The 26,952-nt window shown below is 67.3% G+C and carries 27 protein-coding genes; 9 read left to right on the top strand and 18 right to left on the bottom strand.

Annotated features, from left to right (window positions below):
* Window positions 1-35: 35 nt before the first annotated feature.
* Entirely contained in the window at window positions 36-905 is an 870-nt protein-coding gene (locus FS885_RS07285; RefSeq protein ID WP_144744401.1) for a tetratricopeptide repeat protein, read from the bottom strand.
* 113 nt (window positions 906-1,018) lie between these two features.
* Here FS885_RS07285 and FS885_RS07280 point away from each other — a divergent pair, with 113 nt between their 5' ends.
* From FS885_RS07280 to FS885_RS07255, 6 genes are all read left to right on the top strand, one after another.
* Complete coding sequence (locus FS885_RS07280) at window positions 1,019-1,642, top strand: DNA-3-methyladenine glycosylase I (protein WP_144744400.1); 624 nt, start codon at window positions 1,019-1,021, stop codon at window positions 1,640-1,642.
* 186 nt (window positions 1,643-1,828) lie between these two features.
* Window positions 1,829-3,985 (top strand): Tex family protein, encoded by a 2,157-nt coding sequence (locus FS885_RS07275; protein ID WP_144744399.1) that lies wholly within the window; start codon window positions 1,829-1,831, stop codon window positions 3,983-3,985.
* Between the two features lie 196 nt (window positions 3,986-4,181).
* The gene (locus tag FS885_RS07270; RefSeq protein ID WP_144744398.1) at window positions 4,182-4,694 is read left to right on the top strand and encodes a hypothetical protein; all 513 of its coding nucleotides are present in this window, start codon (window positions 4,182-4,184) and stop codon (window positions 4,692-4,694) included.
* Window positions 4,695-5,038: 344 nt separating this feature from the next.
* Window positions 5,039-6,163, top strand: coding sequence for a macro domain-containing protein (locus FS885_RS07265; RefSeq protein ID WP_144744397.1), 1,125 nt, complete (start codon window positions 5,039-5,041; stop codon window positions 6,161-6,163).
* Between the two features lie 180 nt (window positions 6,164-6,343).
* Complete coding sequence (locus FS885_RS07260) at window positions 6,344-7,039, top strand: vWA domain-containing protein (RefSeq protein WP_222419896.1); 696 nt, start codon at window positions 6,344-6,346, stop codon at window positions 7,037-7,039.
* Window positions 7,040-7,439: 400 nt separating this feature from the next.
* Window positions 7,440-8,807 carry a lipase family protein gene (locus tag FS885_RS07255; RefSeq protein WP_186365815.1) on the top strand — a complete coding sequence of 456 codons (1,368 nt, stop codon included), beginning with the start codon at window positions 7,440-7,442 and terminating at the stop codon, window positions 8,805-8,807.
* Between the two features lie 15 nt (window positions 8,808-8,822).
* Here FS885_RS07255 and FS885_RS07250 read toward each other — a convergent pair whose 3' ends face one another.
* The 5 genes from FS885_RS07250 to FS885_RS07230 form a co-directional block, all read right to left on the bottom strand.
* Window positions 8,823-9,629 (bottom strand): AIM24 family protein, encoded by an 807-nt coding sequence (locus tag FS885_RS07250; RefSeq protein WP_144744395.1) that lies wholly within the window; start codon window positions 9,627-9,629, stop codon window positions 8,823-8,825.
* A 68-nt stretch (window positions 9,630-9,697) separates the two neighbouring features.
* Window positions 9,698-9,997 carry a hypothetical protein gene (locus FS885_RS07245; protein WP_144744394.1) on the bottom strand — a complete coding sequence of 100 codons (300 nt, stop codon included), beginning with the start codon at window positions 9,995-9,997 and terminating at the stop codon, window positions 9,698-9,700.
* A 9-nt stretch (window positions 9,998-10,006) separates the two neighbouring features.
* Window positions 10,007-10,366 carry a hypothetical protein gene (locus FS885_RS07240; protein ID WP_144744393.1) on the bottom strand — a complete coding sequence of 120 codons (360 nt, stop codon included), beginning with the start codon at window positions 10,364-10,366 and terminating at the stop codon, window positions 10,007-10,009.
* The gene (locus FS885_RS10200; protein WP_144744392.1) at window positions 10,314-10,661 is read right to left on the bottom strand and encodes a zinc-ribbon domain-containing protein; all 348 of its coding nucleotides are present in this window, start codon (window positions 10,659-10,661) and stop codon (window positions 10,314-10,316) included. Before FS885_RS10200 ends, FS885_RS07240 begins: the two co-directional genes overlap by 53 nt.
* 99 nt (window positions 10,662-10,760) lie before the next feature.
* A complete protein-coding gene (locus tag FS885_RS07230; RefSeq protein ID WP_144744391.1) occupies window positions 10,761-11,981 on the bottom strand; it encodes an amidohydrolase in 1,221 nt (406 codons plus the stop codon).
* Window positions 11,982-12,127: 146 nt separating this feature from the next.
* Here FS885_RS07230 and FS885_RS07225 point away from each other — a divergent pair, with 146 nt between their 5' ends.
* Window positions 12,128-12,976: a hypothetical protein gene (locus FS885_RS07225; RefSeq protein WP_144744390.1), complete on the top strand. Its 849-nt coding sequence runs from the start codon at window positions 12,128-12,130 to the stop codon at window positions 12,974-12,976.
* Between the two features lie 21 nt (window positions 12,977-12,997).
* Here the strand turns inward: FS885_RS07225 and FS885_RS07220 are convergent, their stop codons facing one another.
* From FS885_RS07220 to FS885_RS07165, 12 genes are all read right to left on the bottom strand, one after another.
* Window positions 12,998-13,660, bottom strand: coding sequence for a ribulose-phosphate 3-epimerase (locus FS885_RS07220; RefSeq protein ID WP_186365814.1), 663 nt, complete (start codon window positions 13,658-13,660; stop codon window positions 12,998-13,000).
* A gap of 70 nt (window positions 13,661-13,730) precedes the next feature.
* A complete protein-coding gene (locus tag FS885_RS07215; RefSeq protein WP_144744388.1) occupies window positions 13,731-14,909 on the bottom strand; it encodes a UxaA family hydrolase in 1,179 nt (392 codons plus the stop codon).
* Window positions 14,902-15,198, bottom strand: coding sequence for a UxaA family hydrolase (locus FS885_RS07210; protein WP_219722247.1), 297 nt, complete (start codon window positions 15,196-15,198; stop codon window positions 14,902-14,904). The genes FS885_RS07215 and FS885_RS07210 overlap by 8 nt, the downstream gene beginning before the upstream one ends.
* A gap of 2 nt (window positions 15,199-15,200) precedes the next feature.
* Entirely contained in the window at window positions 15,201-16,031 is an 831-nt protein-coding gene (locus tag FS885_RS07205) for an HAD-IIB family hydrolase (protein WP_144744387.1), read from the bottom strand.
* A gap of 9 nt (window positions 16,032-16,040) precedes the next feature.
* The gene (ilvD, locus tag FS885_RS07200) at window positions 16,041-17,681 is read right to left on the bottom strand and encodes a dihydroxy-acid dehydratase (RefSeq protein WP_144744386.1); all 1,641 of its coding nucleotides are present in this window, start codon (window positions 17,679-17,681) and stop codon (window positions 16,041-16,043) included.
* A gap of 142 nt (window positions 17,682-17,823) precedes the next feature.
* On the bottom strand, window positions 17,824-18,918 hold the full coding sequence (locus FS885_RS07195; protein WP_144744385.1) for an iron-containing alcohol dehydrogenase family protein: 1,095 nt from the start codon (window positions 18,916-18,918) through the stop codon (window positions 17,824-17,826).
* Between the two features lie 59 nt (window positions 18,919-18,977).
* Window positions 18,978-19,973 carry an NAD(P)-dependent oxidoreductase gene (locus FS885_RS07190; RefSeq protein ID WP_144744384.1) on the bottom strand — a complete coding sequence of 332 codons (996 nt, stop codon included), beginning with the start codon at window positions 19,971-19,973 and terminating at the stop codon, window positions 18,978-18,980.
* Window positions 19,974-20,097: 124 nt separating this feature from the next.
* A complete protein-coding gene (locus FS885_RS07185) occupies window positions 20,098-21,513 on the bottom strand; it encodes a PTS galactitol transporter subunit IIC (RefSeq protein ID WP_144744383.1) in 1,416 nt (471 codons plus the stop codon).
* A 53-nt stretch (window positions 21,514-21,566) separates the two neighbouring features.
* On the bottom strand, window positions 21,567-21,848 hold the full coding sequence (locus tag FS885_RS07180) for a PTS sugar transporter subunit IIB (protein ID WP_144744382.1): 282 nt from the start codon (window positions 21,846-21,848) through the stop codon (window positions 21,567-21,569).
* A gap of 86 nt (window positions 21,849-21,934) precedes the next feature.
* Entirely contained in the window at window positions 21,935-22,393 is a 459-nt protein-coding gene (locus tag FS885_RS07175) for a PTS sugar transporter subunit IIA (protein WP_144744381.1), read from the bottom strand.
* 2 nt (window positions 22,394-22,395) lie between these two features.
* Window positions 22,396-23,022, bottom strand: coding sequence for a bifunctional 4-hydroxy-2-oxoglutarate aldolase/2-dehydro-3-deoxy-phosphogluconate aldolase (locus FS885_RS07170; RefSeq protein WP_144744380.1), 627 nt, complete (start codon window positions 23,020-23,022; stop codon window positions 22,396-22,398).
* 453 nt (window positions 23,023-23,475) lie between these two features.
* Window positions 23,476-24,456, bottom strand: a complete 981-nt coding sequence (locus FS885_RS07165; protein ID WP_144744379.1) for a phosphoglycerate dehydrogenase — start codon at window positions 24,454-24,456, stop codon at window positions 23,476-23,478.
* A gap of 350 nt (window positions 24,457-24,806) precedes the next feature.
* Here FS885_RS07165 and groES point away from each other — a divergent pair, with 350 nt between their 5' ends.
* Window positions 24,807-25,094 (top strand): co-chaperone GroES, encoded by a 288-nt coding sequence (gene groES, locus FS885_RS07160; RefSeq protein ID WP_144744378.1) that lies wholly within the window; start codon window positions 24,807-24,809, stop codon window positions 25,092-25,094.
* 51 nt (window positions 25,095-25,145) lie between these two features.
* Entirely contained in the window at window positions 25,146-26,783 is a 1,638-nt protein-coding gene (groL, locus tag FS885_RS07155) for a chaperonin GroEL (protein ID WP_144744377.1), read from the top strand.
* The last annotated feature ends 169 nt before the right edge of the window (window positions 26,784-26,952 follow it).

Here is a 26,952-nt window from a genome sequence, read left to right as displayed (position 1 = left end):
TCCTTCGCATCGTCAAACGGGTCTTGCGCCTGCTGCTACCGTGCTATCACGACCGGGTCCTCATCGAGCATGGCGCGGGCGCGGGCCTGGCCCTCGATTGCCTCGGCAAGGCGCTTGCGGTAGTAGTGCATCCCGTTCGCGATGTCGATCCTCAAGCCCACCTCGGCTTGCTGGAAGAGCGACAGCGCCCGCAGCGGATCGAGTTCGATACCCCATTCGACCGAGCTGGGGTCGATGAGCAGGCGCGCGATGCGGATCGCCGGTTGCGCGGCGAGCTCGGCGCTTTCGGCAAGCTCAAGGCTGCGCTCCCAGAGCGCCTTAGCAAAGCTCGGGTTCGCTTCGGTCGCCTGGCCGCGGCTGAACATGTCGCCGAGCTTGTAGGTGGCCTCGCAGGAGGGCGCGAGCGCCGCGGCGAGGGCATAGTAGCGGAATGCCCTGTCGAGGTCGCGCTCGCCGATGCGGCCGTATTCGTAGATGTAACCGAGGTTGATGATGGACTGGAAGCACCCGTGGCGCATCGCCATCTCGTACAGCCCAGCGGCTTTGGCGTAATCCTGCTCGACAAGATCGCCCAGATAATACAGGGCACCGAGATCGTTCATGCAGGTGGCGCTGCCGGCGGAGATACCGAGGCGGTAGCCGAGGACCAGCGCCTCGGCGATGCCGTCGTTATAGCGCGCCGCCTCGCGGATGCGCGCGGCATGCTCCTGCGCGAACCGCGCGAAGCCATCTCCTGTATGGGAAAGCGCCATGCGGGCGAGCTCCTGGAGCAGCTCTTGGGCGTTGTCGGCCTCCGCCGTGTCGTGGTAGTCGTCTGCCGACTCGTGGAAGAAGAGCGGGACGCTCGCAAACGCAGCGAGCTGTTCGAGATCCTCGCGGCTGACGGCGTAGGCATTCTCATCCATGGCGCACCTCCGAGCGCATCGATCCTTGAGACCGCGATACCCTTTCGCGCGGACAGGAACGCGCCGTTCGCCGATATACTTGAAGCGGAAGCCGTGCACGGGAGGTGAGAGCGATGGCCTACTGCGATTGGGACGCGACGAGCGAGCTCAACATCCGCTACCACGACGAGGAGTGGGGCACGCCCCTTCACGACGATCGCGGGCAGTTCGAGTTCCTCTCGCTCGAGGTCATGCAGTGCGGGCTCAACTGGAACATGATGATGCAGAAGCGCGAGATCTTCCGCGCGTGCTTCGACAGCTTCGATTTCGACCGCGTCGCGGCCTATGGCGAGCGCGACATCGAGCGCATCCTCGCGACGCCGGGGATGATCCGCAGCCGCCGCAAGATCGAGGCGATCATCGGCAACGCGCGCTGCTTCCAGCGCATCCGCGAGGAGTTCGGCACGTTCGACGCGTACCTGTGGGGCTATTCGGGCGGCAAGACCATCCTCTACAACAAGCACGCGCAGGGCTACGTCCCGGTGAGCAACGGCCTGTCCGCGCGCATCGCCCGCGACCTCAAGCGCCGGGGCTTCAAGTACCTGGGCCCCACGGTGATCTACTCGCATCTGCAGGCGTGCGGCATCATCAACGACCATAGCGAGGAGTGCCCGCGCTACCGCGCGATCAACGACGCGTACCCCACGGTCGAGAAGCGGCGCTACCTCGAGCAGGGCATCCGGTACTTCGGGGACTGAGACTTCGGGGGCCGAGAGGCGCGTCCGGGGCGGGCGCGGCCGATGCGGGGCCGAGGGCGCGTCCGGGGCGGTGCGGCCCAAGCGAGGCGCCCGGCGCGGCTGCCAGCGCGCCTTGCCCTTGTCCGCCCGCGCGGGTATCCTAGTTCGGCTTCAGCAATCCGGAACCGGACCTATGTGGGGAGCCGTATGGATATCATCGCAACGCTCGCCGAGGAGCTCGGCCTCAAGCGCTCCGCCGTCGAGGCGGCGGTCGCCCTCATCGACGAGGGGAACACCATCCCGTTCATCGCGCGCTACCGCAAGGAGGCGACGGGCGGCATGGACGACGTCGCGCTGCGCGCGCTCGACGACCGCCTCACCTACCTGCGCAACCTCGAGCAGCGCAAAGACGACGTCATCACCCTCATCGGCGCCCAGGGCAAGCTCACGCCCGAGCTCGAGGCCGAGATCCGCGCCGCCACGCAGCTGCAGCGCGTCGAGGACCTCTACAAGCCGTACCGCAAGAAGCGCCAGACGCGCGCGCAGAAGGCCCGCGAGGCGGGGCTCGAGCCCCTCGCCAACATGATCATCATGCAGGTCACGACCAAGGGCGCGCCGCTCGAGGCGGCGGCCGGGTTCGTCACGCCCGAGGCCGTCGAGGCCGGCTACGACACGCCCGAGAAGGCGCTCGCCGGCGTCTCGGACATCGTCGCCGAGGTCGTTGCCGAGGACGCCGAGAACGTGGCCGACCTGCGCTCCTTCACCGAGGGCACGGGCGAGGTGGTCTCGGTCGCGGTCGACGCGGACGAGAAGACCCCCTACGAGCCGTACTACGCCTACGACGAGCCCGTGCGCAAGATCCCCAACCACCGCATCCTCGCCATCGACCGTGGCGAGCGCGAGGGCAAGCTCCGCGTGCACGTGCAGGTGGACACGGCGGCCGCCGTCGCGCGTCTGGGCAGCCGCTGGCCGCGCCGCCAGGGTGCCTTCGCGCCGGTGCTCGACGCCGCCATCGCCGACGGCTACAAGCGCCTCATGGCCCCCTCGCTCGAGCGCGAGGCGCGCGCCAAGCTAACGGTCCGCGCGCAGATGGACGCGATCAAGGTCTTCGCCAAGAACCTCGAGAGCCTGCTGTCGCAGCGCCCCGTGCGCGGCGCGCGCGTGATCGCGCTCGACCCGGGGTACCGCACCGGCTGCAAGGTCGCGGTGCTCGACGAGACGGGCAAGCTCCTCGACCACGGCGTCGTGTACCCCACGCCGCCGCGCCGCGACATCGCCGGCACCAGGCGCGAGCTCGCGCGGCTCGTGAAGCGCTACGCCGTGAACACCGTCGTGATCGGCAACGGCACGGCGAGCCGCGAGACCGAGGAGGTCGTCTCCGACTTCATCGCCGAGGAGACACCCGAGCTGCGCTACACGATCGTCAACGAGGCCGGCGCCTCGGTCTACTCGGCCTCCGAGCTCGCGAGCCGCGAGTACCCGGACCTCGACGTGACCACGCGTGGCGCCATGAGCCTGGGACGGCGCCTCCAGGACCCGCTCGCCGAGCTCGTGAAGATCCCGCCCCAGTCCATCGGCGTCGGGCAGTACCAGCACGACCTCGACCAGGCCGAGCTCGCCCGCACGCTCGGGCACGTGGTCGAGGACGTCGTGAACCGCGTGGGCGTCGACGTGAACACCGCGAGCGCGAGCCTGCTTGCTTACGTCTCGGGCATCACGCCGGCGGTCGCCGCGAACATCGTCGCCTACCGCGAGGAGCACGGCGCCTTCACGGACCGCCGGCAGCTCAAGAAGGTGCCCAAGCTGGGGCCCAAGGCCTTCGAGCAGTGCGCGGGCTTTTTGCGCATCGCGGGCGGCGACAACCCGCTCGACGCCACGGCGGTGCATCCGGAGAGCTACGAGGTCGCCCGTGCCGTGCTCGAGCGCGCGGGCGTGGGCGCCGAGGACCTCGCCCGCGGCGGCGTGCCGGACATCGACAAGCGCGTGGGCAGCGTCGCCGCCCTCGCGGGCGATCTGGGCTGCGGCGTGCTCACCCTCATCGACATCATCGCCGAGCTCGAGAAGCCGGGGCGCGACCCGCGCGATGACGCGCCCGAGGTCGTGTTCAGCCGCTCGGCGCGCAGCATCGACGACCTCGAGGTGGGCATGGAGCTCAGCGGTACCGTGCGCAACGTGGTCGACTTCGGCGCGTTCGTGGACGTGGGCGTGAAGCAGGACGGGCTCGTGCACATCTCGAAGCTCGCGCGGCGCTTCGTCAAGCACCCGACCGACGTCGTGGCGGTGGGCGACACCGTCAAGGTGTGGGTCGAGAAGATCGACCGCGACCGCGGCAAGATCTCGCTCACCATGGTGCAGGGCAAGTAACGGGCGCGGCGCCCGCTTGTCCGGATGGCCACCCGCCGTGTTTTGTCCGGCCCAGTGGGTAGTATGGCTTAAGACCGGAAAGACGGTTGTCGGATCGACGGGAGCGGACATGGCGGGCGTCTGGTGAGATGGCCGGCGCCCCTGGGGTTTGGCGACCGCGTCGCTATCAAGAGGGCTCGTAGCGTTTGGAGGAACCATGAGCGAGATGACGTTTACCTCTGCCAGTGCCGCGAAGTACATCAAGAGCCTGGAAGACGAGAAGGCACGCCTGCTGTCGCGTGAGCGAGAGAACGCGACCTACGTTCTGGCTCAAGGCGAGGAGGAGATGCCGCCTGAGTACGATTACGAGCGGACCTTCGCAGAGGTCGACGAGATCGATCGCAAGGTCCGCCTCGTCCGCCACGCGCTCCATGCGTTCAACGCCGTCACGCTCATTCCCGAAGAGGGCATGACCATCGACGAGGCGCTCGTCTTGATGGCGCAGCTCAACAACAAGCTACGCCGCCTGGATGCGCTGCGCTCGCACGAGCCTAAGCGGCGCCGCGAGAGCGGGATGTTCCGCGGGAATGCGGTTATCGAATACGAGTACGCGAACTACGACGTCAAGCGCGCGGCGGAGGACTACCGCGTGCTCTACGATCGCATAGCCGAGCTCCAGCTGCGCCTTGACCTGGTGAACCAGACCGAACGGTTCTCGGTGGACCTGTAGGCGCACCGCGCTCGCTCATCAAGGTTCGTTCCGGATGCAGCGCTTCCCAAGTAGATGCTTCTGAGCATCCAAGGTTACGGTTCCCGAGGTAAAGATGTCCGTTGTCCGTTGTTTGTTATGAGTTGCGGATCATGCGTTACGGGCATGCTTGTGGATCGCATATCCCCTGGCGCTGCATCGAAAACTTCCCTTGCGCCCCTGTGGGCGCAGGGCGGCCGCAGAAGTTCGGTTTCATGCGGCCACTTGGAACCGATGGGATCGGGCTTATCCGAATCGGTTGCTTTCGGAGCCCGCCCCCCGTTGCGGCGGCTTCATCGATCCCTTGAGAGTACGGGAGGTGGGCTATGCCCTTCGCTATCGTGAGGGATGACATTGCGCGCGTGCGCGCCGACGCGCTCGTGAACGCGGCGAACACCGGGCTCGAGGAGGGCGGCGGCGTGTGCGGCGCGCTCTTCGCCGCCGCGGGCCGTGAGCGGATGCGCGCCGCCTGCGACGCGATCGGCCGCTGCCCCACGGGCGGTGCCGTGGTCACGCCCGCCTTCGACCTGCCCGCGCGGTGGTGCATCCATGCCGTCGGCCCCGTGTGGCAGGGCGGCGCCCACGGCGAGGAGGAGGCGCTGCGCAGCTGCTACCGGAGCATCTTCGCGCGCGTCGTCGAGCTGGGCGCCCGCTCGGTCGCCTATCCGCTCATCTCGGCCGGGATCTACGGGTACCCGGCCGACCGCGCGCTCGCCGTCGCCCGCGAGGAGACGCGCGCATTTCTCGAGGGACACGATGACATCGAGGTCACGCTCGTGGTGTTCGACCGCGCGGCCCTGCGCCTGGGCGCCGAGCTCGGCCACGCGATCCGCGCGTACATAGACGACGAGTACGTCGAGCGGAGCCCGTTCAGGCGCGGCGAGCCGCCGCGCTTCTATACGGCGGGCAGCATCGAGGTCGCTCCCCTGAAGCATGAGGCCCCCGACGGCGGTGCGGGCGCACCGGTGTTCGGGGCGCCTGGCACCCACCGCCCGCGGGCGCGCCGGGTCGGTGCGGGGAAGGCGCTCGGGGCGCCTTCTGGGCTCGCCTTCGATTCCAGCGCCGCGCCCAGCCCGGAAACCGAGCTGGACGACCTGCTTGAGCACCTCGATGCCTCGTTCTCGGAGACCCTGCTCGCCCTCATCGACCGGCGCGGCATGACCGATGCGGAGGTATACCACCGCGCCAACCTGAGCCGCCAGCTCTTCTCGAAGATCCGCGGCAAGGCCGACTACCGGCCCACCAAGCCCACGGCGGTCGCGCTCGCCATGGCGCTCGAGCTCGACCTTCCCGCGACGCAGGACCTGCTCGCCCGCGCGGGGCTCACGCTCTCCAACACGAGCAAGTTCGACGTTATCGTGCGCTTCTTCATCGAGTGCGGCATCTACGACATCTACCGCCTGAACGAGGCGCTCTTCGCCTACGACCAACCGCTCGTAGGCTCCTTCTAGGTTCCCGGCTCCCGTCGCGCCCGCCCGAGATGTCGCCGCGTCGCAGCCGCGCGGGCGTGGAAGACCTGCGACGCTCCCGTCGCGCGCCCACCCGAGATGTCGCCTGCCGGTTTACCTTCCCGGCCCTCCCGACGCGTAACCTCCAAGATGTCAGGTACACCTTGGGATAAGGAGGCAGGTATGGGAACGGCAAACGGCAAGGCGGCGTGGGGCAAGAAGGATCGCGATGGGGCGGGGCGCACGGAGCTCGTGTTCATCCTCGATGCGAGCGGCTCGATGTCGGGGCTCGAGGAGGATACCGTGGGCGGGTTCAACGCGATGATCGCGGAGAACCGCGCGGAGCCCGGCGAGGCCACCGTCTCGGTCGTCACGTTCAACGACCGCTCGAACGTGCTGCTCGACCGCGTCGCGATCGACGAGGTGCCCCGTCTCACGCGCAAGCAGTACCGCTGCTTCGGGTGCACCGCCCTGCTCGACGCGGTGGGCGGCGCCATCGAGCACATCGACCTCGTGCAGCGGGTCCAGCCGGAGGGCTACCAGGCGGACAAGGTCCTTTTCGCCATCACGACCGACGGCATGGAGAACGCGAGCAAGCGCTACACGTACCGCAAGGTCAAGCGCTTGATCGAGACGCACCGCGAGCAGGGCTGGGAGTTCATCTTCATCGGCGCGAACATCGACGTGGCGGCCGAGGCCGACCGGCTCGGCATCAGCCGCGAGCGCGCGGTGGGCTACGTGCCCGATGCGTTCGGGACCGAGCGCGTGTACCGGGCCGCGAGCATCGCGGTGGGCGCGTGCCGCTCGGGGACGAGTCTGGATGCCGCCGCATGGCGCGATGACCTCGACGAGGATGTCCGCCGCCGCGGCAAGCGGTAGGCTGCATATTCCGATAGAGCGCCCGCCGCGCCACGTGCCGAAGCGCGCGAAACGGCCGGAATGCCACCTTGGTCGAGGCATTCCGGCCATATTCATGGATCTCGATGCGCCCGCGCGCATGGTGCGCAAACGCTCGTTGCGGTATTCGGTGTGAGATTTCGGCGCGAGGGCGATACGCGCGTTTTCTACCAACAAAATCGCAGGTCACAGAAGTGGCGAATTTCGGTGACGGGGCGCTTCCCGATTCTTCACACCGAATTCCGCAACGAGTGTGCAGAACAGGGCCGACCGGGGCCGTAGAGCGTGCGAGCCGCACGGCGATCGGCGTCATCCGGTATGCTGGTGCGTGACGATCGGGCGCGACCGCGCGCCCGGCGCTACACGGGGGATGGACATTACCATGGCTGAAAACGAGAAGCGGCAGGCCGGAGCCGATGCGCCCAAACCGCGCAAACGCCACCGCAAGCTCAAGATCGCGCTGTTGGTCGTGCTGGCGCTCGCCATCATCGGCGGCGGCACGCTAGCGTTCGCCGTGCACCGCAGGCTCGAGCAGGAGCGCGCGGGCACCGCCGCCGTGGGCGCTCCGAGCATCCCGCGCGAGCTCGAGGACTCGACCGGCCGCACCGGCGCCTTCACGGCGCGCGTCGACTTCACGAGCATGGCGGCAACCGAGGGCCAGCATGTCTCGACCGAGATCGCGTGGGACGACAACTGGTTCTTCCAGGACCCCACGGTCTACAACCATGACCTCGCGACCACCTGCTCGGTGCTCTCGGCCGTGGCGAACGCCGAGTCCGCCTACTACCAGGCCGGGTCGAACTCGCCCGCCTACATGGAGAACGCTCTCGCGCAGCTGGGCTTCGACGACATCTCGACCGCGTCGTACCAATACCGCAGCGAGGTGTTCGACGAGGTGGTCGACTTCATCACCGGCACCGACGACGTCGTGGCCTACTCGATCGCGAGCAAGCGCATCGTGGGCGCGGACGGCAGCGAGAAGACGCTCTACGTGGTGTCGGTCCGCGGCAGCTACGGCGCGGAGTGGCTGAGCGACTTCAACATGGGTGACGCGGCCGACTACGAGATGGACGCCATCGACCACGAGGGCTTCATGGACGCGGCGAACGAGATCGTCGAGGAGCTCGCGGCGCGCATCACCGAGGATGCCCAGGACCAGGGCACCGGCGACGTGGCGCTGCTCTTCTGCGGCCACTCGCGCGGCGCCGCGACGGCCAACATCGCCGCATCGTACGCGGACGACATGACCGAGAGCCTGCGCCCACTCGCGCCGCTGGGGAGCATCTACTGCTACACCTTCGCCACGCCCGAGGTGACCGAGCTCACCAACGTGACCGACCCGATCTACGACAACATCTTCAACATCATGAACCCGAGCGACATGGTCCCGCGGATGCCGCTGGCCTCGTGGGGCTACTCCCGCTACGGCCACGACCTGTGGCTGCCGGGCTACGGCGACGAGGGCTTCGACGCGCAGCACGAGACCATGAGCGCCATCTTCGAGGAGAACGTGGGCGCGCCGTGCCCGTACGTGCCCGAGGACCGCGAGAACGTCGACCGCCTGATCGACGACCTGAGCCGCGAGGTGCCCACGGTCGATGACCTGCTCTCGGTGGGAACGTTCACCACGCTCGTGGGCGACCTCACGTCGGGCGTGGACCTCATGCGGATCCTCTACGGGCACTACCCGGGTGTCTACATCGCCTGGATGCAGGCTATCGACGCCGATGACCTGCGGCAGACGCAGTAGCGCGGACGCGGCCGGTTAGCTCGTGGGCTTGCTCGCAAGCGTGTTGAAGCTCGTCGCGGCCTGCATGGGCGCCATCATGATGCGGCCGGTTCCGCGGTAGACGTTCACCAGGCCCTCGCCGCCCATGGCGGAGCCGATGAGCGACTTGCCGGAGCGCTCGACCGTGAACTGCAGGCCCGCCGTCCAGGCGAGCGCGTAGTTGCCGTCGATCTTGACCTCGTCGTTTTGCAGGTCGATGTAGACGACTTCGGTCTGCGGGCAGGGCGATTCGAGCACGAGCGTGCCCTGGCCGTTGAGGCGCAGGTTGAAAAGTCCCTCGTTGCCGGCGACGGCCGACGAGAGGTTCGCCCGGCGCTCGAGCGTGTGCTGCAGGGTGCTGTCGCAGGCGAGGAAGAGGCCGTCGTTGAGCACGATCGAGCCGCCCCATTGCGCGACGTCGACGAGGAGCAGGTGCTGCCAGGTGGGCTCGCAGACGAGCAGGCCCACGCCCGTGTACTCGGGCTTGATCATGGAGTCCTGGCTTACCGCGCCGCGGACCATCTTGCCGAGCAGGTCGCCCGCGCCCTTGACCCCGGTCGTCGCCTGGATCTGGCCGGCCGTCCACTGCATGGCGCCCGCCTGCAGGGTCACGCCGGTGCGGCCGTCGAGGTTGGCGATGAGCTGGCGGCGCCGCACGTCCATCTGCGAGGCGAACCAGGCGGTCTGCGCGGTCCAGGGGGCGACGGAGAGGTCGCGGTCCCATTGGATGACCTGGAACTGGCCCATCTGGTGGAGGATCTTCACGTCGTCGTTGTTGGTGAAGTTGTAGACGGTGAACGCCATGGCGGCTCCTATCCCCGGGGTGGCTTTGCCCCAGTATAGCAGCGGCGCCGCCCGTGCGCGGCAACAGCCTAGCTAGTGCGCGGCGCCTTCGAGGTGAGGTGCCAGCCGCCGCAGTAGTCGCAGCGGTAGCAATGGAGCCCGCGCCTGCCGTGATCCGCGCAGGCGGCGATGGCCGCCTCGGCCTCCGCCCGGGTGGGGTAGCGGTTCTTGGAGAGGCACGCCTTCTCGCGGAGCGCCGCCTCGTGCCGTGCGGCGCGCTCGCGCCTGCGCTCCTCCTCGCGACCGAAGATATCGTCCATGCTCGCCGCGCGCTCCTCCTTGAACGCCGCGATCTTGCGGGCCCGCGCCGCGGGCTTCCTGCTCGCCATCGCGCCCCCTTACGCCTGGACGCCGGTGAGGGCGAACCGCGCGGCCTTCTTGATGCCGCTCCACATGGCGAAGCCCCAGACGGGCGTCTTGTCGAGGGTCTCGAGCTGGCCGGTCTGGGGGTCGAGGAGCACGGGCAGCTCGAATGCGGCCCAGTGCTTTTCGGGGACCTGCTTCACGTAGGCGACCGCATCGGGGACGAGCGGGTGCTGGAGCATGACCGGGTAGATGGCGAGCCCCTTCTGCATGCCGCGGGGAAGCCCCTCGTAGTTGTTGAGCGCCCAGGTCGTGCACGCCTGCGCGTACGCCTGCATCCCGCTAAAGCCCAGGGCGTCGTTGGCGGCGAAGAAGAAGTAGCTGTGCATCTTCACGGCGAAGGCGCCGAAGCGCTCGGCGACAAGGAGGTAGGCCCCGGTTTCGGGGATGAAGCGGGGCTGCGTGCCGAGTCGCGCCGCGACCGCCTGCAGGTAGGAGGGGAGCGCATCGACGCTCCCGCCAGCGGCGGGCGTCGGTTGCGCGGCGGGTGCCGAGGGGACCGGCTGCGCGGGTGCCGTCGTGGCGGGCGCGGGGGCTCGGCTGGGGTGCGGCCGGGGCGTCCGGCGAGCCGCAGGCCGTGCAGAAGCGGGCGTTCGGGGCGAGGGGCGCGCCGCAGGCGGTGCAGAACATGGGGTCTCCAATCCGAGGTGGATGAGCGGTCACAGGATGCGGCCCGGGAGTGCCCGGGTCCGGAGAGGCGGGGTCGGGCGGGGCGTGCCCCGCGCCCGCCTAGCCGTCCGCCTCCGCGAGGAAGTCGACGGCGTACTGCGCGGCGAGCATCGCGCCCTTCGCGAGCACGCTCTCGTCAACCTTGTAATAGCAGGAATGCTGGGCGAACGTGGCGCCGATGGCGGGGTTGCGCGTGCCCACGAACGCGAGCACGCCGGGCACGAGGCGCAGGTACTCCGAGAAGTCCTCGCCCGAGAGCGTGCCCCGGTAGCGCCCGACGGCGTCCTCTCCGAGCACCTCGACGACCGCCTGCCGGCAGCGCCTCGCCGCCCGCTCGTCGTTCACGACGGCGCCATGGGCGACCGTGTAGTCGGTGAGCTCGGCCTCGGCGCCGAGCGCGGCGGCGGTATGCACCGCGATGCGTTCGATGAGCTTGGGCATCGCCTCGTGGGCGGGCGCGCTGTACGTGCGCACGGTGCCCGTGAGGTAGGCCGTGCCCGCGATGACGTTGCGCGCGGTGCCGCCGTGCAGCTCGCCCACGGTCACCACGGCGGGCTCGTAGGGGTTGAGATCGCGGCTCACGATGGTCTGGAGGTTGTTCACGATCTCGGCCGCGGCGATGATGGCGTCCGCGCCGCGCTGGGGCATGGCGCCGTGGCACGAGGTCCCGCGGATGTCGATGCGGAACCAGTCGGTGTTCGCCATGCGCGGTCCCGGCTCGCACGAGATGGTGCCCGCCTGGACCTCGCTCCAGACGTGCGCCGCATACGCGCCGTCCACGCCGTCGCAGACGCCCGCGTCGATCATGAGCTTGGATCCGCCGCCGTTCTCCTCCGAGGGCTGGAACACGGCGCGCACCTCGCCGTGCAGCTCATCGCGCATGCGGCTCAAGATCTTGAGGGCGCCGAGCTGCATGGCGATATGGCAGTCGTGCCCGCAGGCGTGCATGACGCCCTCGTTCGCGCTGGCGAACGGCTCGCCGGTGCGCTCCGTCACGGGGAGCGCATCGATGTCGGCGCGGATGAGCAGGCGCCGGCGGGGCGCGCCGTCGGGCAGGTAGGCGTCTGCGGCCGTCCCGGCGAGCGTGGCGACCAGTCCCGTCTCGAGCGGTCGCTCGTAGGGGATGCCCATCGCGTCGAGCTCGCGGGCTATGGAGGCGGTCGTCTCGAACTCGCGCAGGCTGAGCTCCGGGTGCCGGTGGAAATGCCGGCGCTGCTCGATGATGTAGGGCTCGGTCGCCCGGCCGAGTTCCCGGATGGTGCCGCTTACGTCGCCTGCCATGCGCTCTGCTCCCGATCTCGTTCGCGAAATGCCTTAAACGTCATTGTACGCTTCATCCGGCAGGGAGGGGCTGCCGCCGGTATCGTAGAATGGTGCCGTATCGCAGGGGGCGCCGGGCGGCCGGCGCTAAGATCCGGGGGTAATCCATGGCCAAGTACCAGCTCCGCGGCACCGACAGGAAGACGCGGTTTTTCGACATGACCGCCGAAGAGGCCTATCGCTCGTACGCGACGGGCTATCGTCTCGCGCAGGTCGCCGCCCTCGCCCTGGTGGTCGCGATCGCCGTGGCCTCCGTCAGCGCCGTGTCGTACTCCAACTGGCTCTGCTACGCCATCGGCATCTTCGGCATCGGGGTCGTGGTGGTGCTCTTCCGCCGGTGGGCCGCACGCCGCTACGAGGGGCTGCTGGACATCCTCATGCATGACTGCGACCCCGAGAAGCTGCGCCTCGTGCTGGAGCGCGTGCGCGACAAGGCGGTCGGCAGGCGCGGGAAGATGCTCACCCAGGACGACCTGGCGCTTTGCGACTACTTCTGCGACGACCCCGCGGCCGCGCTTAAGCGCCTGGAGGGCATCGAGGTGCGCGGCAAGCGGGACAAGCTGGGCGTCCGCGCCGCGAACGTCGAGCTTCTGTGCCGCTGCGCCATAGGTGATGCGGAGGGCGCCCGCCGCGTGCTCGCCGAGCTCAAGGAGCTTAGGCAGGAGCTCCCGCGCGGCTCCGAGTGGGCGGGGCCGCTCGAGGCGGTCTACCAGAGCGGCAAGGAGATGCTCCGCCCGCACGAGCAGTGGACGAAGAAGGACGCCCAGCGCATGTACCAGCGCCTCGTGAACGCCGACTGCCACCTCAATCGCGTTACCGCGCAGCTGCGCCTCGCCGAGTACGAGCTTCTGCACCGCGGGGCCGAGGAGGCGCGCCGCCTGCTCGAGGACCCGGCGCTCGAGCCCTTGTGCCCCCGTTCCCGCACCGAGCGCGACGAGCTGCTCGCGCGGCTGTAGCCCGCCGTCGGGCCCGCCGGCCTAGCGCCCCATCGCGAGGGCGCGCAGGCGGTCGATCGCCCCGTTGGGGCTCTCGGCCCCGAAGACCGAGGAGCCGGCGCAGAACGAGCGGGCCCCGCAGGCGGCGAGGCGGGCGATGTTGCCCTTGTTTATGCCGCCGTCGACGGCGATGTCGAGGCGCGGGTTGGCGTTGCGCGCCATCTCGTAGATGTGCGACACCTTGCCGTAGGTGGTGTCCATGAGGATCTGCCCGCCGAAGCCCGGCTCGACCCCCATGATGAGCACCATGTCGAACTGGCTGATGCAGTACTCGATCGCCGACGGCGAGGTGCCGGGCGACAGCGCGATGCCCGCCCGCGCCCCCGCGCGCTTGATATAGCTCGCGAGCCTGAGCGGGCTCATGCACGACTCGATGGGGAAGACGACGGTATCGGCTCCGGCGTCGAGGACCCATTGCACCACGGACTCGGGATTGGTCGCCATCACGTGGACCTCGACGGGAAGGGGCGAGCGCCGCTTGATGGCGCGGATGAGGTCGGGACCGAACGTGAGGTTGGGGCAGAAGTGCCCGTCGGTGATGTTGAGGTGGATGCCGTCGGCGCGCGAGATGCGCGCGATCGCCGACCCGAGCTCAAGCGGGTCGGCAGAGGTGAGCGAGGGTTTGATCTTAACGGACTCGAGCATGTGTGTACCCCCCAAGGAAAGTAAGCGGCGCATGGCGACCGCGGGGTCGGCCATGCGCCGGAACGCTCGTTTACGGCTCGCAGTAGCACCAGATCTCTTGGTTGTGGTAGATCGCGAAGTCCTCGAAGCCGTGCTCCTCGGCCTTGGTCCGCTTGCCGTTGCAAACCTCGATAAGCTCGTCGAAGATGCGGTCGCCCATCTCGTCGACCGAGCAGGTGCCGTCGATGACGGGCGACGTGTCGATATCGATGTTGGATTCCATCTTCTCGAACGTCTGGTGGTTGCCCGTGAGCTTGATCATCGGCACGAGCGCGCTGCCCACCGGCGTGCCGCGGCCGCTCGTGAAGATGCACACCTGGGCTCCCGCACAGGTCATGCCCGAGACCGACTCGATGTCGTAGCCGGGCGTGTCCATGATGACGAGGCCGTGCTCGGTGGGCACGCAGCCATAGGGGATGACCTCGTTGACCGCCGAGGTACCGCCCTTCTGCATGCTGCCGAGCGCCTTCTCCTCGAGCGTGGACAGGCCGCCCTTCATGTTGCCGGGCGTGGGGTTCGCGCCGCGCACATCGATGTCGTTATCGATGAACTGCTGCTCGAGGTCGTTGATGATCATGAGGACGTCGTGCGCGACCTTCTCGTCCTTGGCGCGCGCGGCGAGGATGTGCTCGGTGCCGATGAGCTCGGTCGTCTCGCCCAGAAGCACGGTGCCGCCCTCGCGCGCGATGCGGTCGCTGCACGAGCCGAGCGACGGGTTGGCCGCAAGGCCCGAGGTGGCGTCGGAGCCGCCGCAGTTCGTGGCGAGCATGAGCTCGGAGATCGGCACGGCGACGCGCTCGACCTTCTGAGCCTCCTCTACCATGCGGCGCGCGATCTCGACGCCCTTCTCCACGCAGGCGTCGGTGCCGCCCTCGTCCTGGATGGTGAGGACCTCGAGCGGCTTGGGGCTCACGGAGCGGACCTTGTCAGCCAGCTCGTAGGGCTTGGTGCTCTCGCAGCCGAGGCCCACGATGAGCGTGCCGTAGACGTTGGGGTTTCGGGGCAGGTTCTCAAGGCAGCGCTTCATGATCTCGATGCCCTTGCCGATCTGCCCGCAGCCCTTGACGTTCTCGACGCCGACCGCGCCCGGCACCTGCGCGGCGATCTGCCGCACCGTGCCGTTGGCGCACCCGACCGTGGAGAGCACGAGTACATAGTTGCGCACGCCGTACGTGCCGTCCGGGCGTGGGTATCCAAGAAATTCAGTCATGGTTCCTCGTTTTCGCGCTTTCGATGTTGTGGACATGGACGTAGGCGCCCTGCGGGATGTCGGCGGTCGCGACGCCGATGATCTCGCCGTACTTGCGCACCTCGTCGCCGCGGGCGATGTCGTGCAGGGCGAGCTTGTGGTAGACCGGGGCGTCGTCTTTGGCGACCACGTGCGCGACGCACGCACCGGTCTTCTTGTCCATGACGTCGACGGTGTCGCCGGCGCAGGTCTCGCCGAGCAGGGTCACGACGTCGTCGGCCTCGGCCATGCGCAGGCCTCGTTTGCTCATGTTCAGTCCTCCTTCTCGTAGTGGCGGGCGATATAGCGCCCGACTCCTGCCTCGTTGTTCGAACAGGTCCTATGGCGCGCCGCGCGGACGGCGTCGTCATCGGCGTTGCTCACAGCCACCCCGTCGCCCACGGCGGCGAGGAGCGTGCTGTCGTTGTTGGCGTCGCCGAACGCGATGGCATCGGCGAGCGAGACACCCAGGTGGTCGGCGAGCCATGCCGCCGCCGTCCCCTTGGTCGCCCCGGCGACGGTGATGTCGACCGCGCGCGGGATCGAGGACGTGACGTGCAGGCCCCCGATGCCCGCAAGGGCGCAGATGGCCTCGCGGCTCACCTGGGGCGTGTAGGTGCGCAGGTTCATGCGGAAGATGGGCGCGCAGGCGGCCACCAGCTCCTCGACGGTGCCGGGGTACGGCCGGCGGGTGCGCTGCGCGTACTCGTAGAACGGCGTGTCCTTGAAGTAGCGGTCGAACGCGGCGAAGCGGTCGCTCGTGATGAAGATGGCGTGCTCGGTGAAGAACTCGACGAGCAGGTCCATCGACTCCACGGCATGCGCGACCGCGAGCATGGTCTCGGGTGCCATCTCGTGCGCATGGACGAGCTGCCAGCCCTGCGCGGTCTTACTTGACACGCAAGCGCCGTTCGCGCTGATCGCGTACTCGACGTCCGGGCGCTCGAGCACGCACGCGGGGATGCCGTCGAACAGCCGCCCCGTGCAGGGGACGAACCGGTCGCCGGCCCGGGCGATGAGGTCGAGGGCGCGCAGGTTGTCCTCGGAGATGGTCTTGTCGTCGGCGAGAAACGTCCCGTCCATATCGGAGAAGATCAGTCTCATGGCCGCCCCCTACCGCACGGCCGCGCCCGTGCGTGCGCTGCCGACCATGCGTGCGTAGCGTGGGAGTAGGCCGCGGTCCACGGTGTGCCCAAAGGCCTCGAGGTTCGCGCGGCGCCGCTCGAGCTCGTCTGCGGGGACCTCGAGCTCGATGAGGTTGCGCGTGAGATCGACGTGGATGCGGTCGCCGTCCTGGACGAGGGCGATGGGGCCGCCCGCAGCCGCCTCGGGGCAGAGATAGCCGATGGAGAGCCCGCCCGACGCGCCGGAGAAGCGGCCGTCGGTGATGACGCCCGAGTTGGGGATGCCACGCATGATCTCGGTCACGCGGTGGAGCTCCTTCATGCCGGGGCCGCCGACCGGGCCCTCGTAGCGGATCACCACGGCGCACCCCGGCTCGATGGCGCCCTGGCCGAACGCCTCGTAGCAGGCGTCCTCGGAGTCGAAGACCCGTGCGGTGCCGGTGAAGACATGCAGGTCCTCGGGCACGGCGCTCGTCTTGACGAGGGCGCCCTCGGGCGCGAGGTTGCCGTAGAGCACCTGGATGCCGCTTGCGACCGAGGCGTCGTCGTCCATGGTGCGGATCACCGTGCGGTCGATCGCGATGTCGCGGTCGAGGTTTTCGGCGAGCGTCTTCCCCGTGACGGTCATGCAGCCCCCGTCGAGGAGCCCCTCGACGGTCTTGAGCAGCGCCGGGACGCCGCCCGCCTTGTACAGGTTGATGCAGCTCATGTCGCCGTTGGGCACGATGTTGGTGATCACGGGCACCGATGAGCTCACCTGGGCGATGTCGTCCCAGGTGAGCTCGAGGCCCAGCTCCCGTGCGAGGGCGGGGAGATGCAGCATCGCATTGAGTGAGCCGCCCATGCAGGAAAGGAGCACGACCGCGTTGTGGATGGCCTGCTCGGTCATGATGTCCGAGGGCCTGATGCCCCGCCGGACCATATCGACGACGGCGGCGCCGGTGCGGCGCGCGCAGAAGCGGCGCTGGCTCGTGGAGGAGGGGAGCAGCGCCCCGCCGGGCAGCATCATGCCGAGCGCCTCGGAGAGGCAGGCCATGGTGTTCGCGGTGCCGAGGAACGGGCACACGCCCGGGCCGGTGTAGTAGCGAAGGGTCCCCTCGATGACCTCGCGCTCGGTCGCCTCACCGGCGAGGAAGCGGGCGCGCAGCGCCTTGGACTCCGAGGGCTTGATCTCGTCATAGCAGGGACCCGCGGTGACGATCGCCGCGGGGAGGTCGATGCGCGCCGCGGCGTTGAGCATGCCGGGGATGATCTTGTCGCAGCTGCCGAGGAACACCGCGCCGTCGAAGATGCCCTCGCCCACGATCATGGCCTCGCATGAATCGGTCACGATCTCGCGGTGGGGGAGGCAGTAGCGCATGCCGGCGTGCCCCTGCGCGACGCCGTCGCACATCGCGATCGTGTTGAACTCGACGGGCTCGCCGCCCGCCTCGAGGATGCCCTTCTTGACCTCCTGGGCAAGCTGGCGCAAGGGCTCGTGCCCGGGGCAGAGTTCGTTCCAGCTGTTCGCCACCGCGATGAGCGGGCGGTCGCTGTCGAGCAGCGAATCGATCGAGATGCCCGCTGACGCCAGGTGCGCCTTCGATATCGCCCGCTGGAACGGATCGAGCTTGTCTATGGCTCGCTTCATGTGTACCTCCGTGCGAATGGTGTTCCAGAGTCCGCCGCCACCCGACCCGTGCGGATGGCGGCGCTGCCGGAGGGGCGCGCGTGCGCGTGCCCCTCCGGCAGCGGGCTGCAGGGCGACGCGCGGCCACCCTGCAGCCATGTGGCTAGATCATCTGGCGGATCGACTCATGGAGCCGTGCGCGGTCGGCGGGGTCCGTGCTGTTGTAGTGACGCGAGTTCACGATGTACTCCTCGATGGCGTCGAGGTTCTCCTCGGTGGGCTCGATGCCCAGGTCAGAGAGGTTGCGCGGCATCTCCCAGTCGGCGAGGAGCTTCCTCAGCTCGTCCTCCTGGTGCTCGAGGCCGTTGAAGTGCAGCTGCAGGAACAGGCCCACGGCGACGATCTCGCCGTGGACGACGTCTGCCACCTCGCGCGTGAACAGCGTGCGCGTGCAGTCGTAGAACACGTGCGCGAGCTGCGTCTGGTTGTAGCCGCGCGTGGTGTTGGAGATGATGCCGGTCACCGGCACGTTGATGAACGCGACGTCGGCGAGCGCCTTGTTGGCCTCGCCGGCGCGGATGGCCTCGATGGCCTCCTGCGCGCGCCGGTCGAGGACGTCGGCGGTGTACTCGGCGAACTTGTAGGCGGTGAACAGGTCGATGTCGGTGTCGGTGACATCGAGCGAGGGACGGCCGTTCAGGATCTCGATCTTCTTGGCCATGGCGTCCAGGATGCCCGCGGCGGCATAGCGCACGGGGCACTTGGCCACGATGTCGAGATCCAGGTAGCAGGCGTCGATCTCGTGGGCGTAGCGCCAGGTGACGTCTTTCGCGCCCTCCGGGGTGTACATGACGCTCGTGCAGGCGAACGGGGCGCACTGCGAGATGGACGTCGGGATGTTGATGACGCCCATGCCGGCGAGCTCGCCGGTCGCCTTGGCGAGGTCCATGTTCTTGCCGCCGCCGATGCCGATGACCTCGTCGGCGTTGAACTCGTTCGCGCGCTCGGCGAGCTCACCCGCCGCCTGGGCGGAGCAGGCTCCCTTCCAGATCACGAGATCCCAGTCGATGCCCGCCTCCTTCATGCTGGGCGCGAGCTTGGGCTCGACCGCGGCCCACGAGCGGGTGCCGGCGATGATGAGGACGCGCTTGCCGAAGCGGGCGATCTCCTCGCCGAGCTCGGGCAGGAGGTTGCGCTCCTGGCGGTACCTGCCCGCGCCGAACTTGATCGCGGAATCCCGTGCTGATAGATCTGCCATGTCGGATTACCTCCAAAGGTCGGTACGGCCGCGTCGCGGCCTTCTGCCACAAAAAGCCCCTACTGCTCCCAGACGATGTTCACCGGCTTCTCGCCGCGGGCGACGAGCTCGGCGTTCTTCACGCAGATGTCGCCCATGCCGCCGAGGGCCTCGACGGTGTAGGCGCCGGTGTGCGGCGTGACGAGCACGCGCGGGTTGTTGAGGAACGGGTCGTCCGGCGCGGGCGGCTCGACGCTCATGGCGTCGATGGCGAGGCCGGAGATCGTGCCGTCCTCAAGGGCGGCGACCGTCGCGGCCTGGTCGAGCATGTCGCCGCGGGCGGTGTTGATCACGTAGGCGCCGCGCTTGATCTTCTTGTAGAAGTCCTCATCGGCGAGGTGGAACGACGTCGGGTTCAGGGTCGCGTGGAAGGTGACCACGTCGGACTCGGCGAGCAGGGTGTCGAGGTCGACGTAGGTCACGTCGTTCTTCTGGGCCCACTCGTCGTCATGCACCGGGTCGTTGGCGAGCACGCGCATGCCGAAGCCATGGTGGAGGATCTCGGCGACGCGCGAGCCGATGTTGCCGCAGCCGATGATGCCGACGGTACGGCCGCGCAGCTCCATGCCCACGAACTGCCCGCGGTCAAGCCAGCGGTTCTCGTTGGCGGCGCGGGAGGCGGCGCTGAACTGGCGGATCAGGTCGAGCATCTCGCCGACCGCGCACTCGGCGACGGCCTCGCGCTCGACGACCTTCTGAACCTTGGTCACGTAGCAGCCGCAGGCGCGGGCGGCGTCGACGTCGACGTTGTTGAAGCCCAGGCCGTCACGGGCGACGAGGAGCATGTCCGGCTTGCACTCGAAGAACTCCTTGTCGAACTGCGGGGTGCCCGAGGAGATGATGATGTTCGCGTCGCCGACGGCCTCCGCGAGCTCCGCCCCGTGGCAGTCGCCGGGGACGTCGACGCGCTTCACCGGGCCGAGCTTCTCGAGGCGCTCGATGTGCTCGGGCACCGCGTAGCCGAACGACGAGGAGTTGGTGATGGCGATGCTGATGTGCTTTGCTTGCTGGTCCATGGGAACCTTTCTTGCAGTCTGCGGATAAAAAACGGGCGGGCATCCTGGGATCCAGATGCCCGCCCGATGCATGGCGGGCTGACTGGGGAGAGTGTGCCGCTAGGCCATGCGTTCGAAGGAGGGACTACTCTTCGGTAGCGGCCTCGGCCTGCTCGGCCTCGTACTCCTCGAGGGTCTTGCCCTCGGCGTAGGCCTGGATGCGGTTCATGCCGACCTTCTTCTCGATGAAGAAGTACACGGCGGCGAAGACGACCACGATGGCAGGGATGAAGACGACCGGGTTGGTGATGCAGCTCCAGAAGAGCATGGCGCTCATGGTGAGCGACGGGCCGCAGGTGGAGGCGATCAGGCTGTCGAAGTCAAGGCCGGCGCTGGAGGCGAAGGCGGTCATGTAGGGGGCGGCAGCGGTGCCGGCGTACAGGATCGCGGTCATGACGACGCAGGCGATGATCAGCGAGCGGAACATGTTGCCGCGGCAGAGGGCAACGACCAGGCAGACGCGGAAGGTGATGACCGCGAGGTCGGCGAACGGCAGCATGTGGTTGCCGGGCAGGATTACGGCGAGCAGCAGGGTGATCGGCACCATGAGCAGGGCGAGGGTGATGACGGAGTCGTTACCCACGACCACAGCGGCGTCGAGGCCGATGCTGAACTCACGACCCTTGAAGCGCTTCTTGCAGAACTTGCTGGCGGCGCTGGAGACCGGCATGAGGCCCTCGACGAAGAGAACGGTCATGCGGGGCAGGAGCACCATGACGGCGGACATGTAGACGCCGAGGGTGAAGATGCCGGCGATGTCGTACTTGGCGAGGGCGCCGATGATGCAGCCCAGGATCAGGCCGAGCATCCAAGGCTCGCCGAAGAAGCCGAGGTACTTCTTGACGCCGGAGAGGTTGAGGTCGATGTCCTTGACGCCCGGGATGCGGTCGAGCAGCCAGTTCATCGGCGCGGCGATGATCAGCGAGCTCGCGGCGGGGACGTGCGGCAGCGAGACGTTGGGGATACCGAAGAACTTGGACACGAGCGGCTGCGACCAGTCGGCGAACTTGAAGGTGATGACCGCCATGAGGCCGGAGGCCACGAGCGCCCACACGATGTTGCCGGTCACGAAGAACACGAGGCCGCCGCAGGTGAGCATCGAGTGGTAGTTCCAGATGTCGACGTCGAGCGTGTTGGTCATGCGCACCGCGAGCATGATGATGTTGATGGCGATGACCTCGAGCACGATGAGCGGGACGATCGGCGACGCCCAGGCGACGGAGGCAAGCGCGCTCCAGCCCACGTCGAGGACGTCGAGCTGCACGCCGAAGTTCTCGACCATGGCCTGCGCGGCGGGGCCGAGCTGGTCCTTCATGAGCTGGGTGACCAGGTTGATGCCGGCGAAGCCGATGTCGATGGTGATGCCCGCCTTGAACGCCTTGCTGAACTTAAGGCCGAAGATCAGGCCGAGCACGGTGATGATGATCGGCAGCATAACGTAGGCGCCGGCATCGATGATCGCTTGGAACGCAGCGAAAAAGCCGTTGACGAATGCGTCCATGCATTTCCTCCTCTAGATACGGTACGAATGGGGTGGCCGCTGAGCCCTAAGGGCTACTCCTTGCAGGCCTCGAGGATCTCCTCGAGGGTCTCGTCCTCGCCGATGCCGGTCAGCAGGTTGATCGCCATGATGACGGGGGTCTTGATCTCGTTCTCGTTGAACTGGCCCGAGGTGACGACGAGGTCGTAGTCTCCGGCGATGGCGGCTACCTCCTGCACCTTGCACTGGTCGTACTTGATCTCGACGCCGTTCTCCTCGAGGTAGTCGGCGACCTTGTGGGCGACCATGGTCGAGGTCACGATGCCGTTTCCACAGGCAAACAGTACGCGTTTCATGCCATTTCCTTTCTTTTCGCGTCTGCCTTGCGTATCGGCTGGGTGTCCAGCCGGATATGCCGATCGGGTGCCGCGGGGCGCGGCGCTTAGGCCAGGCGGTCCTTGAGCAGCTCGAAGGCCCCATGCTGATCGCACGCGACGAGCTGCTTGGCGAGCTCCTGGTCCTGGATGATGCCGATGACCTTCTGGATCATCTGCAGGTGGGCGTGGGGCTCGCTCAGGGCGAGCATGAAGACGAGGCTCACGTCCGTGGTGGCCGCGGCGTCGTCCATGCGGTGCCAGGCGACGGGCTTCTTGAGGATGCCCACGCACACGGCGTCCTTGTTGACGTGCTCGGTGTCGCAGTGCGGGATGGCGACGTTCACCTCGCCGACGGCCAGCGCGGTGGGGAAGCCCTTCTCGCGCTCGGCGATCGCGCCGGCATAGGTGTCCTTGACCACGCCGACCTCGAACATGCGGTCGGCCATGCTCTTCTCGACGGCGGCGAAGTCACCCGGCTCGTCGAGGATCGTCACGAGGTCCTCGGAGAAAAACAGTCCTGCCATGTCTACCACCTAACCCGGTTCTCGAATGCCTTGATCTGCTCGGCGAGCGCGTCCTCGTTCATGGCGCGGATGTCATCCTTCTCGAAGATGCCCGAGCCGATGCCGGCGAACTCGGCGCCCGCGTCGAAGTAGTCCTGGACGTTGTTGCCGTTGACGCCGCCGACCGCCATGAGCGGCATGCGGTCGAGCGGGGCCTGGATGTCGGAGAAGAACCGCGGGCTGGCGCACGCCGCCGGGAAGATCTTCACGATGTCGGCGCCCATGTCGAACATCTTGATGACCTCGGTGGGGGTGTAGGCAGCCGGGACCGTGATGGCGCCCGCCTTGCGGGCGATCTCGAAGATCTCCTCGGTGAAGTTGATGGGGGAGAGCATGAACTTCGCCCCCGCCGCGGCGGCCGCCTTGGCGCGCTCGACCGTGGTGACGGTGCCGGCGCCGATGTGGACCTCGTCGCCGAACTCCTGCACGAGCTTGGCGATCGTCTCGGCCGCGCCCGGCGTGTTCATGGCCACCTCGACGGCGTTGAGCTTGCTGCCGACGAGCTGGCGCACCACGCAACGGCACTGGTCGTAGGTGTAGCCGCGCAAGATGACGGTCACCTTCGGGAAGTTGCTCGCTTCTTCGAGCATGCCATCTCCTCTCTCTAAGTGGATGCATAATTCAATCCACTGTCTGAAGATGGCCACATATTTTCAACACTTATGGGAGTAAGCGCAACTGGGTATCCGCGAACGGTAGGTATCTGCCTTAATGAATATGGAGACCGCAGCTAGTAGCCGAGTTTATAAAAAAGCAAGATACCGTTCACCGATTAGATTTGACCGTTTATCGTGAAGATTGAAAACAAGGGACAAAAAACGCTAAATCAAAAGTGCATAAAAAAAACTTAGAAACGCATAAAACTAGAACAGAATAAGAATACGCACACATAATGCACACAATTAAGTAGTTAGAAAGATGGCAGCTCGCTTACCGCCTCGCGCATCGGGACGAGAGATCATCGCGGCCCGCTCGACGGGATGGGCCGGCGCGTCCGCGCTGGGGCGGCGGCTCTATATATTGGTATGGGGTCTGCGGGTGCGCTAGCCGTACAGCAGGCTCAAAGGCGTCACGACGTTCGGCGGGGTCATGCCGTTTTTGACCGCGATGATGTTGTCCGCGACCGCCATGCCCATGCGCAGGTTCGTCTCATAGGTCGCCGAACCCACGTGCGGCGTGACGATCACGTTGGGGAGCTCGGCGATGCTCGGCGCGGGGCCGGGCTCGTTCTTGTAGACGTCGGTTGCGTAGCCGTAGAGACTGCCGCTGCGCAGCGCCTTCTCGAGCGCGGTCTCGCGGATGATGCCGGCGCGCGACGTGTTCACGAGGATGGCGCTCTCCCGCATCATCTTGAGCTCCTTGGCACCGATCAGGTTGACGGTCGAGGAGGTCAGCGGCACGTGCAGGGTGACGATGTCGCTCCGCTTGAGTAGGTCGTTCAGGCTCGTGAAGATGAGCCCGGTCGCGGCGGCGTCCTCCTGCGGGCAGATGTCGTTGCCGAGGATGTCCATGCCGAAGCCCATCGCGCGCCGCGCGACCGCCTTGCCGATCTCGCCCACGCCGACGATGCCGATCGTCTTGCCGTAGAGGCTGTGGCCGGCGCGCTTCTTCCAGACGCCGCTTTTGAACTCGTTGTTCATCTGGGTGATATGGCGCTCGAGGTCGATGATGAGGCCGAAGGTGAGGTCGGCCGTCTCCTCGGTGTTGACGCCGGGTGTGTTGGCGATGGTGATGCCGCACTTCATGGCGGTGGTGTAGTCGATGCCGTCGATGCCGCGGCCATGCTGCACGATGAGCTTGAGGCGCGGGAGGCGCTCCATCACGGAGCGCTTCATGCCCCCGCCGCCCAAGATGACCGCATCGGCCTCGTGCGCATGGTAGATCATCTCGGTGGGTGAGAGGGGGTGGTCGTGCTCGACGATGGTGACGTTGCACCCGGCTGCCTCGAGGCGCTCGAGCGGCTCATGCGTGAACACGCCGAACGTCGCGGCGAACGAGACTACATTGAACGAATCGGTTTCCATCGCCTGGATCTTTCAACGGAATGCGGGGAGTGCGAATCGCCGCCGGCATGGCGGCCCTGTGTGAGTACGGTAGCACGACAGCGCCGGCCGGGGGATAGACTTCTTGCAGAATAAACAATCTCGGTCTTTGGACTAAACGGAGTGATGAGTGGACAACGGCTGCTGCGCTGGCAGGCGACATGGTATCCGGCGCGCCCGGGGAAACCGAGAGACTCACAAAATCTAAGTGTCGAATAATAAGATTTTTTGCCCGTCCGTTGTATAAGTTCCGACAGATGGGTACCATTCTGGGCGTACGTAAGTCAGAGGTGCGCGGCCAGCCCGCGCAACCGGTGAAGGAGGAACCTTCTATGAGTCTCAAGCCGCTTGGTGATCGCGTTCTGATCAAGCCCGAGGCTGCCGAGCAGAAGACCGCGTCCGGTCTCTACATCGCCAGCAACGCCCAGGAGAAGCCGCAGCGCGGCGAGGTCATCGCCGTGGGCGCCGGCAAGCTCAACGACAAGGGTGAGCGCATGCCGATGGACGTCAAGCCCGGCGACACCGTCATCTACGGCAAGTTCGGCGGCAACGAGGTCAAGATCGACGGCGAGGACTACCTGCTCATGCGCGCCGACGACATCTACGCGGTCGTCGAGTAGCTCGCAGCCGGATCATTCGGTACCAACTTCTAGCAATGGAGGATGCATAAGATGGCTAAGGACATCACTTTCGACACCACGGCGCGCACCAAGCTCGCCAAGGGCGTGAACAAGCTCGCTGACGCCGTGACCGTCACCATGGGCCCCAAGGGCCGCTACGTCGCGCTGCAGCGCTCCTTCGGCGCGCCGACCATCACCAACGACGGCGTCTCCGTCGCCAAGGAGATCGAGCTCGAGGACCCCATCGAGAACATGGGCGCCCAGCTCGTCAAGGAGGTCGCCACCAAGACCAACGACACCGTGGGTGACGGCACCACCACCGCGACCCTGCTCGCCCAGGCCATCGTGAACGACGGCCTGCGCAACGTGGCCGCCGGCGCCAACCCGCTCGCCATCCGCCGCGGCATCGAGAAGGCCGTCAACGCCGCCGTCGACCAGATGAAGAAGCAGGCCCAGCCGGTCGAGACCAAGGAGCAGATCGCTTCCGTGGGCACCATCTCCGCCGGCGACCCCAAGGTCGGCGAGAAGATCTCCGACGCCATGGACGTCGTGGGCAAGGACGGCGTCATCACCGTCGAGGACGGCCAGACCTTCGATATCCAGATCGACACCGTCGAGGGCATGCAGTTCGACAAGGGCTATGTCTCGGCGTACTTCGTGACCGACAACGATCGCATGGAGGCCGTGCTCAAGGATCCCTACATCCTCATGACCGACCAGAAGATCTCCAACGTCCAGGACATCATGCCCGTGCTCGAGGCCGTCTCGCGCGCCGGCAAGAGCCTGCTCATCATCGCCGAGGACATCGAGGGCGAGGCCCTGCCGACCCTCGTGCTCAACAAGGTCCGCGGCGCGCTCAACGTCGTCGCCGTGAAGGCCCCCGGCTACGGTGACCGCCGCAAGCGCATGCTCGAGGACATCGCCGCCCTCACCGGCGGCCAGGCCGCCCTCGACGAGCTGGGCATCAAGGTCGCCGACATCACCGCCGAGATGCTCGGTACCGCCAAGTCCGTCACCGTGACGAAGGACAACACCACCATCGTCGACGGCGGCGGCGACAAGGCGGCCATCGAGGGCCGCGTCGCCCAGATCAAGGCCGAGCTCGAGCACACCGACTCCGACTTCGACCGCGAGAAGCTCCAGGAGCGCCTCGCCAAGCTCTCCGGCGGCGTGGCCGTCATCAAGGTCGGTGCCGCGACCGAGACCGAGCTCAAGGAGATCAAGCACCGCGTCGAGGACGCCCTGCAGGCGACCCGCGCCGCGGTCGAGGAGGGCATCGTCGCCGGCGGCGGCGTGGCCTTCATGGACGCCGCGCCCGCGCTCGAGGGCATCGAGATCTCCGACCCCGAGGAGCAGATCGGCATCGACATCGTCAAGAAGGCGCTGACCGCCCCCGTGGCGACCATCGCCCAGAACGCCGGCTTCGAGGGCGCCGTGGTGGTCGACAAGGTCGCCAGCCTGCCCGCGGGCGAGGGCCTGAACTCCGCCAACGGCGAGTGGGGCGACATGATCAAGATGGGCGTGCTCGACCCCGTCAAGGTCACCCGCACCACGCTGCAGAACGCCGCGTCCGTCGCGTCGCTCATCCTCATCACCGAGGCCACGGTGACCGACGTGCCGAAGAACACCGCGCTCGAGGACGCCATCGCGTCCGCCACGGCCAACGCGCAGGGCGGCGGCATGTACTAAGCCCTGAGCCGTAAGCTCTCACCGGGAAGCCCCCGGCGGTTCTCCTTCGCAGGTCCTCGCCGCTTCGCGGCTGCGGAATCGCTCAGGAGGATCCGCCGGGGGCTCCCCTGTATTCGAGGCATGTATCGTTCCGGCGCGACCTGTTAGTATCGATAGGCAATGGGTACAC

The organism is Enorma burkinafasonensis, from assembly GCF_902150035.1.
Classification (GTDB): Bacteria; Actinomycetota; Coriobacteriia; order Coriobacteriales; family Coriobacteriaceae; genus Enorma; species Enorma burkinafasonensis.
Note: the sequence above shows the minus strand (reverse complement) of the source record. Positions and strands in the feature narration are given on the sequence as shown.

What these genes read in the sequence shown, in the direction of transcription:
- FS885_RS10200 (WP_144744392.1), bottom strand. Translation starts at nt 10,661, where the DNA reads ATGTTCTGCACCGCCTGCGGCGCGCCCCTCGCCCCGAACGCCCGCTTC.
- groES (WP_144744378.1), top strand. Translation starts at nt 24,807, where the DNA reads ATGAGTCTCAAGCCGCTTGGTGATCGCGTTCTGATCAAGCCCGAGGCT.
- FS885_RS07190 (WP_144744384.1), bottom strand. Translation starts at nt 19,973, where the DNA reads ATGGACCAGCAAGCAAAGCACATCAGCATCGCCATCACCAACTCCTCG.
- FS885_RS07180 (WP_144744382.1), bottom strand. Translation starts at nt 21,848, where the DNA reads ATGAAACGCGTACTGTTTGCCTGTGGAAACGGCATCGTGACCTCGACC.
- FS885_RS07280 (WP_144744400.1), top strand. Translation starts at nt 1,019, where the DNA reads ATGGCCTACTGCGATTGGGACGCGACGAGCGAGCTCAACATCCGCTAC.
- FS885_RS07210 (WP_219722247.1), bottom strand. Translation starts at nt 15,198, where the DNA reads ATGAGCAAACGAGGCCTGCGCATGGCCGAGGCCGACGACGTCGTGACC.
- FS885_RS07245 (WP_144744394.1), bottom strand. Translation starts at nt 9,997, where the DNA reads ATGGCGAGCAGGAAGCCCGCGGCGCGGGCCCGCAAGATCGCGGCGTTC.
- FS885_RS07260 (WP_222419896.1), top strand. Translation starts at nt 6,344, where the DNA reads ATGGGAACGGCAAACGGCAAGGCGGCGTGGGGCAAGAAGGATCGCGAT.
- FS885_RS07175 (WP_144744381.1), bottom strand. Translation starts at nt 22,393, where the DNA reads ATGGCAGGACTGTTTTTCTCCGAGGACCTCGTGACGATCCTCGACGAG.
- FS885_RS07285 (WP_144744401.1), bottom strand. Translation starts at nt 905, where the DNA reads ATGGATGAGAATGCCTACGCCGTCAGCCGCGAGGATCTCGAACAGCTC.
- FS885_RS07270 (WP_144744398.1), top strand. Translation starts at nt 4,182, where the DNA reads ATGAGCGAGATGACGTTTACCTCTGCCAGTGCCGCGAAGTACATCAAG.
- FS885_RS07185 (WP_144744383.1), bottom strand. Translation starts at nt 21,513, where the DNA reads ATGGACGCATTCGTCAACGGCTTTTTCGCTGCGTTCCAAGCGATCATC.
- FS885_RS07215 (WP_144744388.1), bottom strand. Translation starts at nt 14,909, where the DNA reads ATGACTGAATTTCTTGGATACCCACGCCCGGACGGCACGTACGGCGTG.
- FS885_RS07220 (WP_186365814.1), bottom strand. Translation starts at nt 13,660, where the DNA reads ATGCTCGAGTCCGTTAAGATCAAACCCTCGCTCACCTCTGCCGACCCG.
- FS885_RS07205 (WP_144744387.1), bottom strand. Translation starts at nt 16,031, where the DNA reads ATGAGACTGATCTTCTCCGATATGGACGGGACGTTTCTCGCCGACGAC.
- FS885_RS07195 (WP_144744385.1), bottom strand. Translation starts at nt 18,918, where the DNA reads ATGGCAGATCTATCAGCACGGGATTCCGCGATCAAGTTCGGCGCGGGC.
- FS885_RS07255 (WP_186365815.1), top strand. Translation starts at nt 7,440, where the DNA reads ATGGCTGAAAACGAGAAGCGGCAGGCCGGAGCCGATGCGCCCAAACCG.
- FS885_RS07165 (WP_144744379.1), bottom strand. Translation starts at nt 24,456, where the DNA reads ATGGAAACCGATTCGTTCAATGTAGTCTCGTTCGCCGCGACGTTCGGC.
- FS885_RS07275 (WP_144744399.1), top strand. Translation starts at nt 1,829, where the DNA reads ATGGATATCATCGCAACGCTCGCCGAGGAGCTCGGCCTCAAGCGCTCC.
- FS885_RS07170 (WP_144744380.1), bottom strand. Translation starts at nt 23,022, where the DNA reads ATGCTCGAAGAAGCGAGCAACTTCCCGAAGGTGACCGTCATCTTGCGC.
- FS885_RS07265 (WP_144744397.1), top strand. Translation starts at nt 5,039, where the DNA reads ATGCCCTTCGCTATCGTGAGGGATGACATTGCGCGCGTGCGCGCCGAC.
- groL (WP_144744377.1), top strand. Translation starts at nt 25,146, where the DNA reads ATGGCTAAGGACATCACTTTCGACACCACGGCGCGCACCAAGCTCGCC.
- FS885_RS07250 (WP_144744395.1), bottom strand. Translation starts at nt 9,629, where the DNA reads ATGGCGTTCACCGTCTACAACTTCACCAACAACGACGACGTGAAGATC.
- FS885_RS07225 (WP_144744390.1), top strand. Translation starts at nt 12,128, where the DNA reads ATGGCCAAGTACCAGCTCCGCGGCACCGACAGGAAGACGCGGTTTTTC.
- ilvD (WP_144744386.1), bottom strand. Translation starts at nt 17,681, where the DNA reads ATGAAGCGAGCCATAGACAAGCTCGATCCGTTCCAGCGGGCGATATCG.
- FS885_RS07230 (WP_144744391.1), bottom strand. Translation starts at nt 11,981, where the DNA reads ATGGCAGGCGACGTAAGCGGCACCATCCGGGAACTCGGCCGGGCGACC.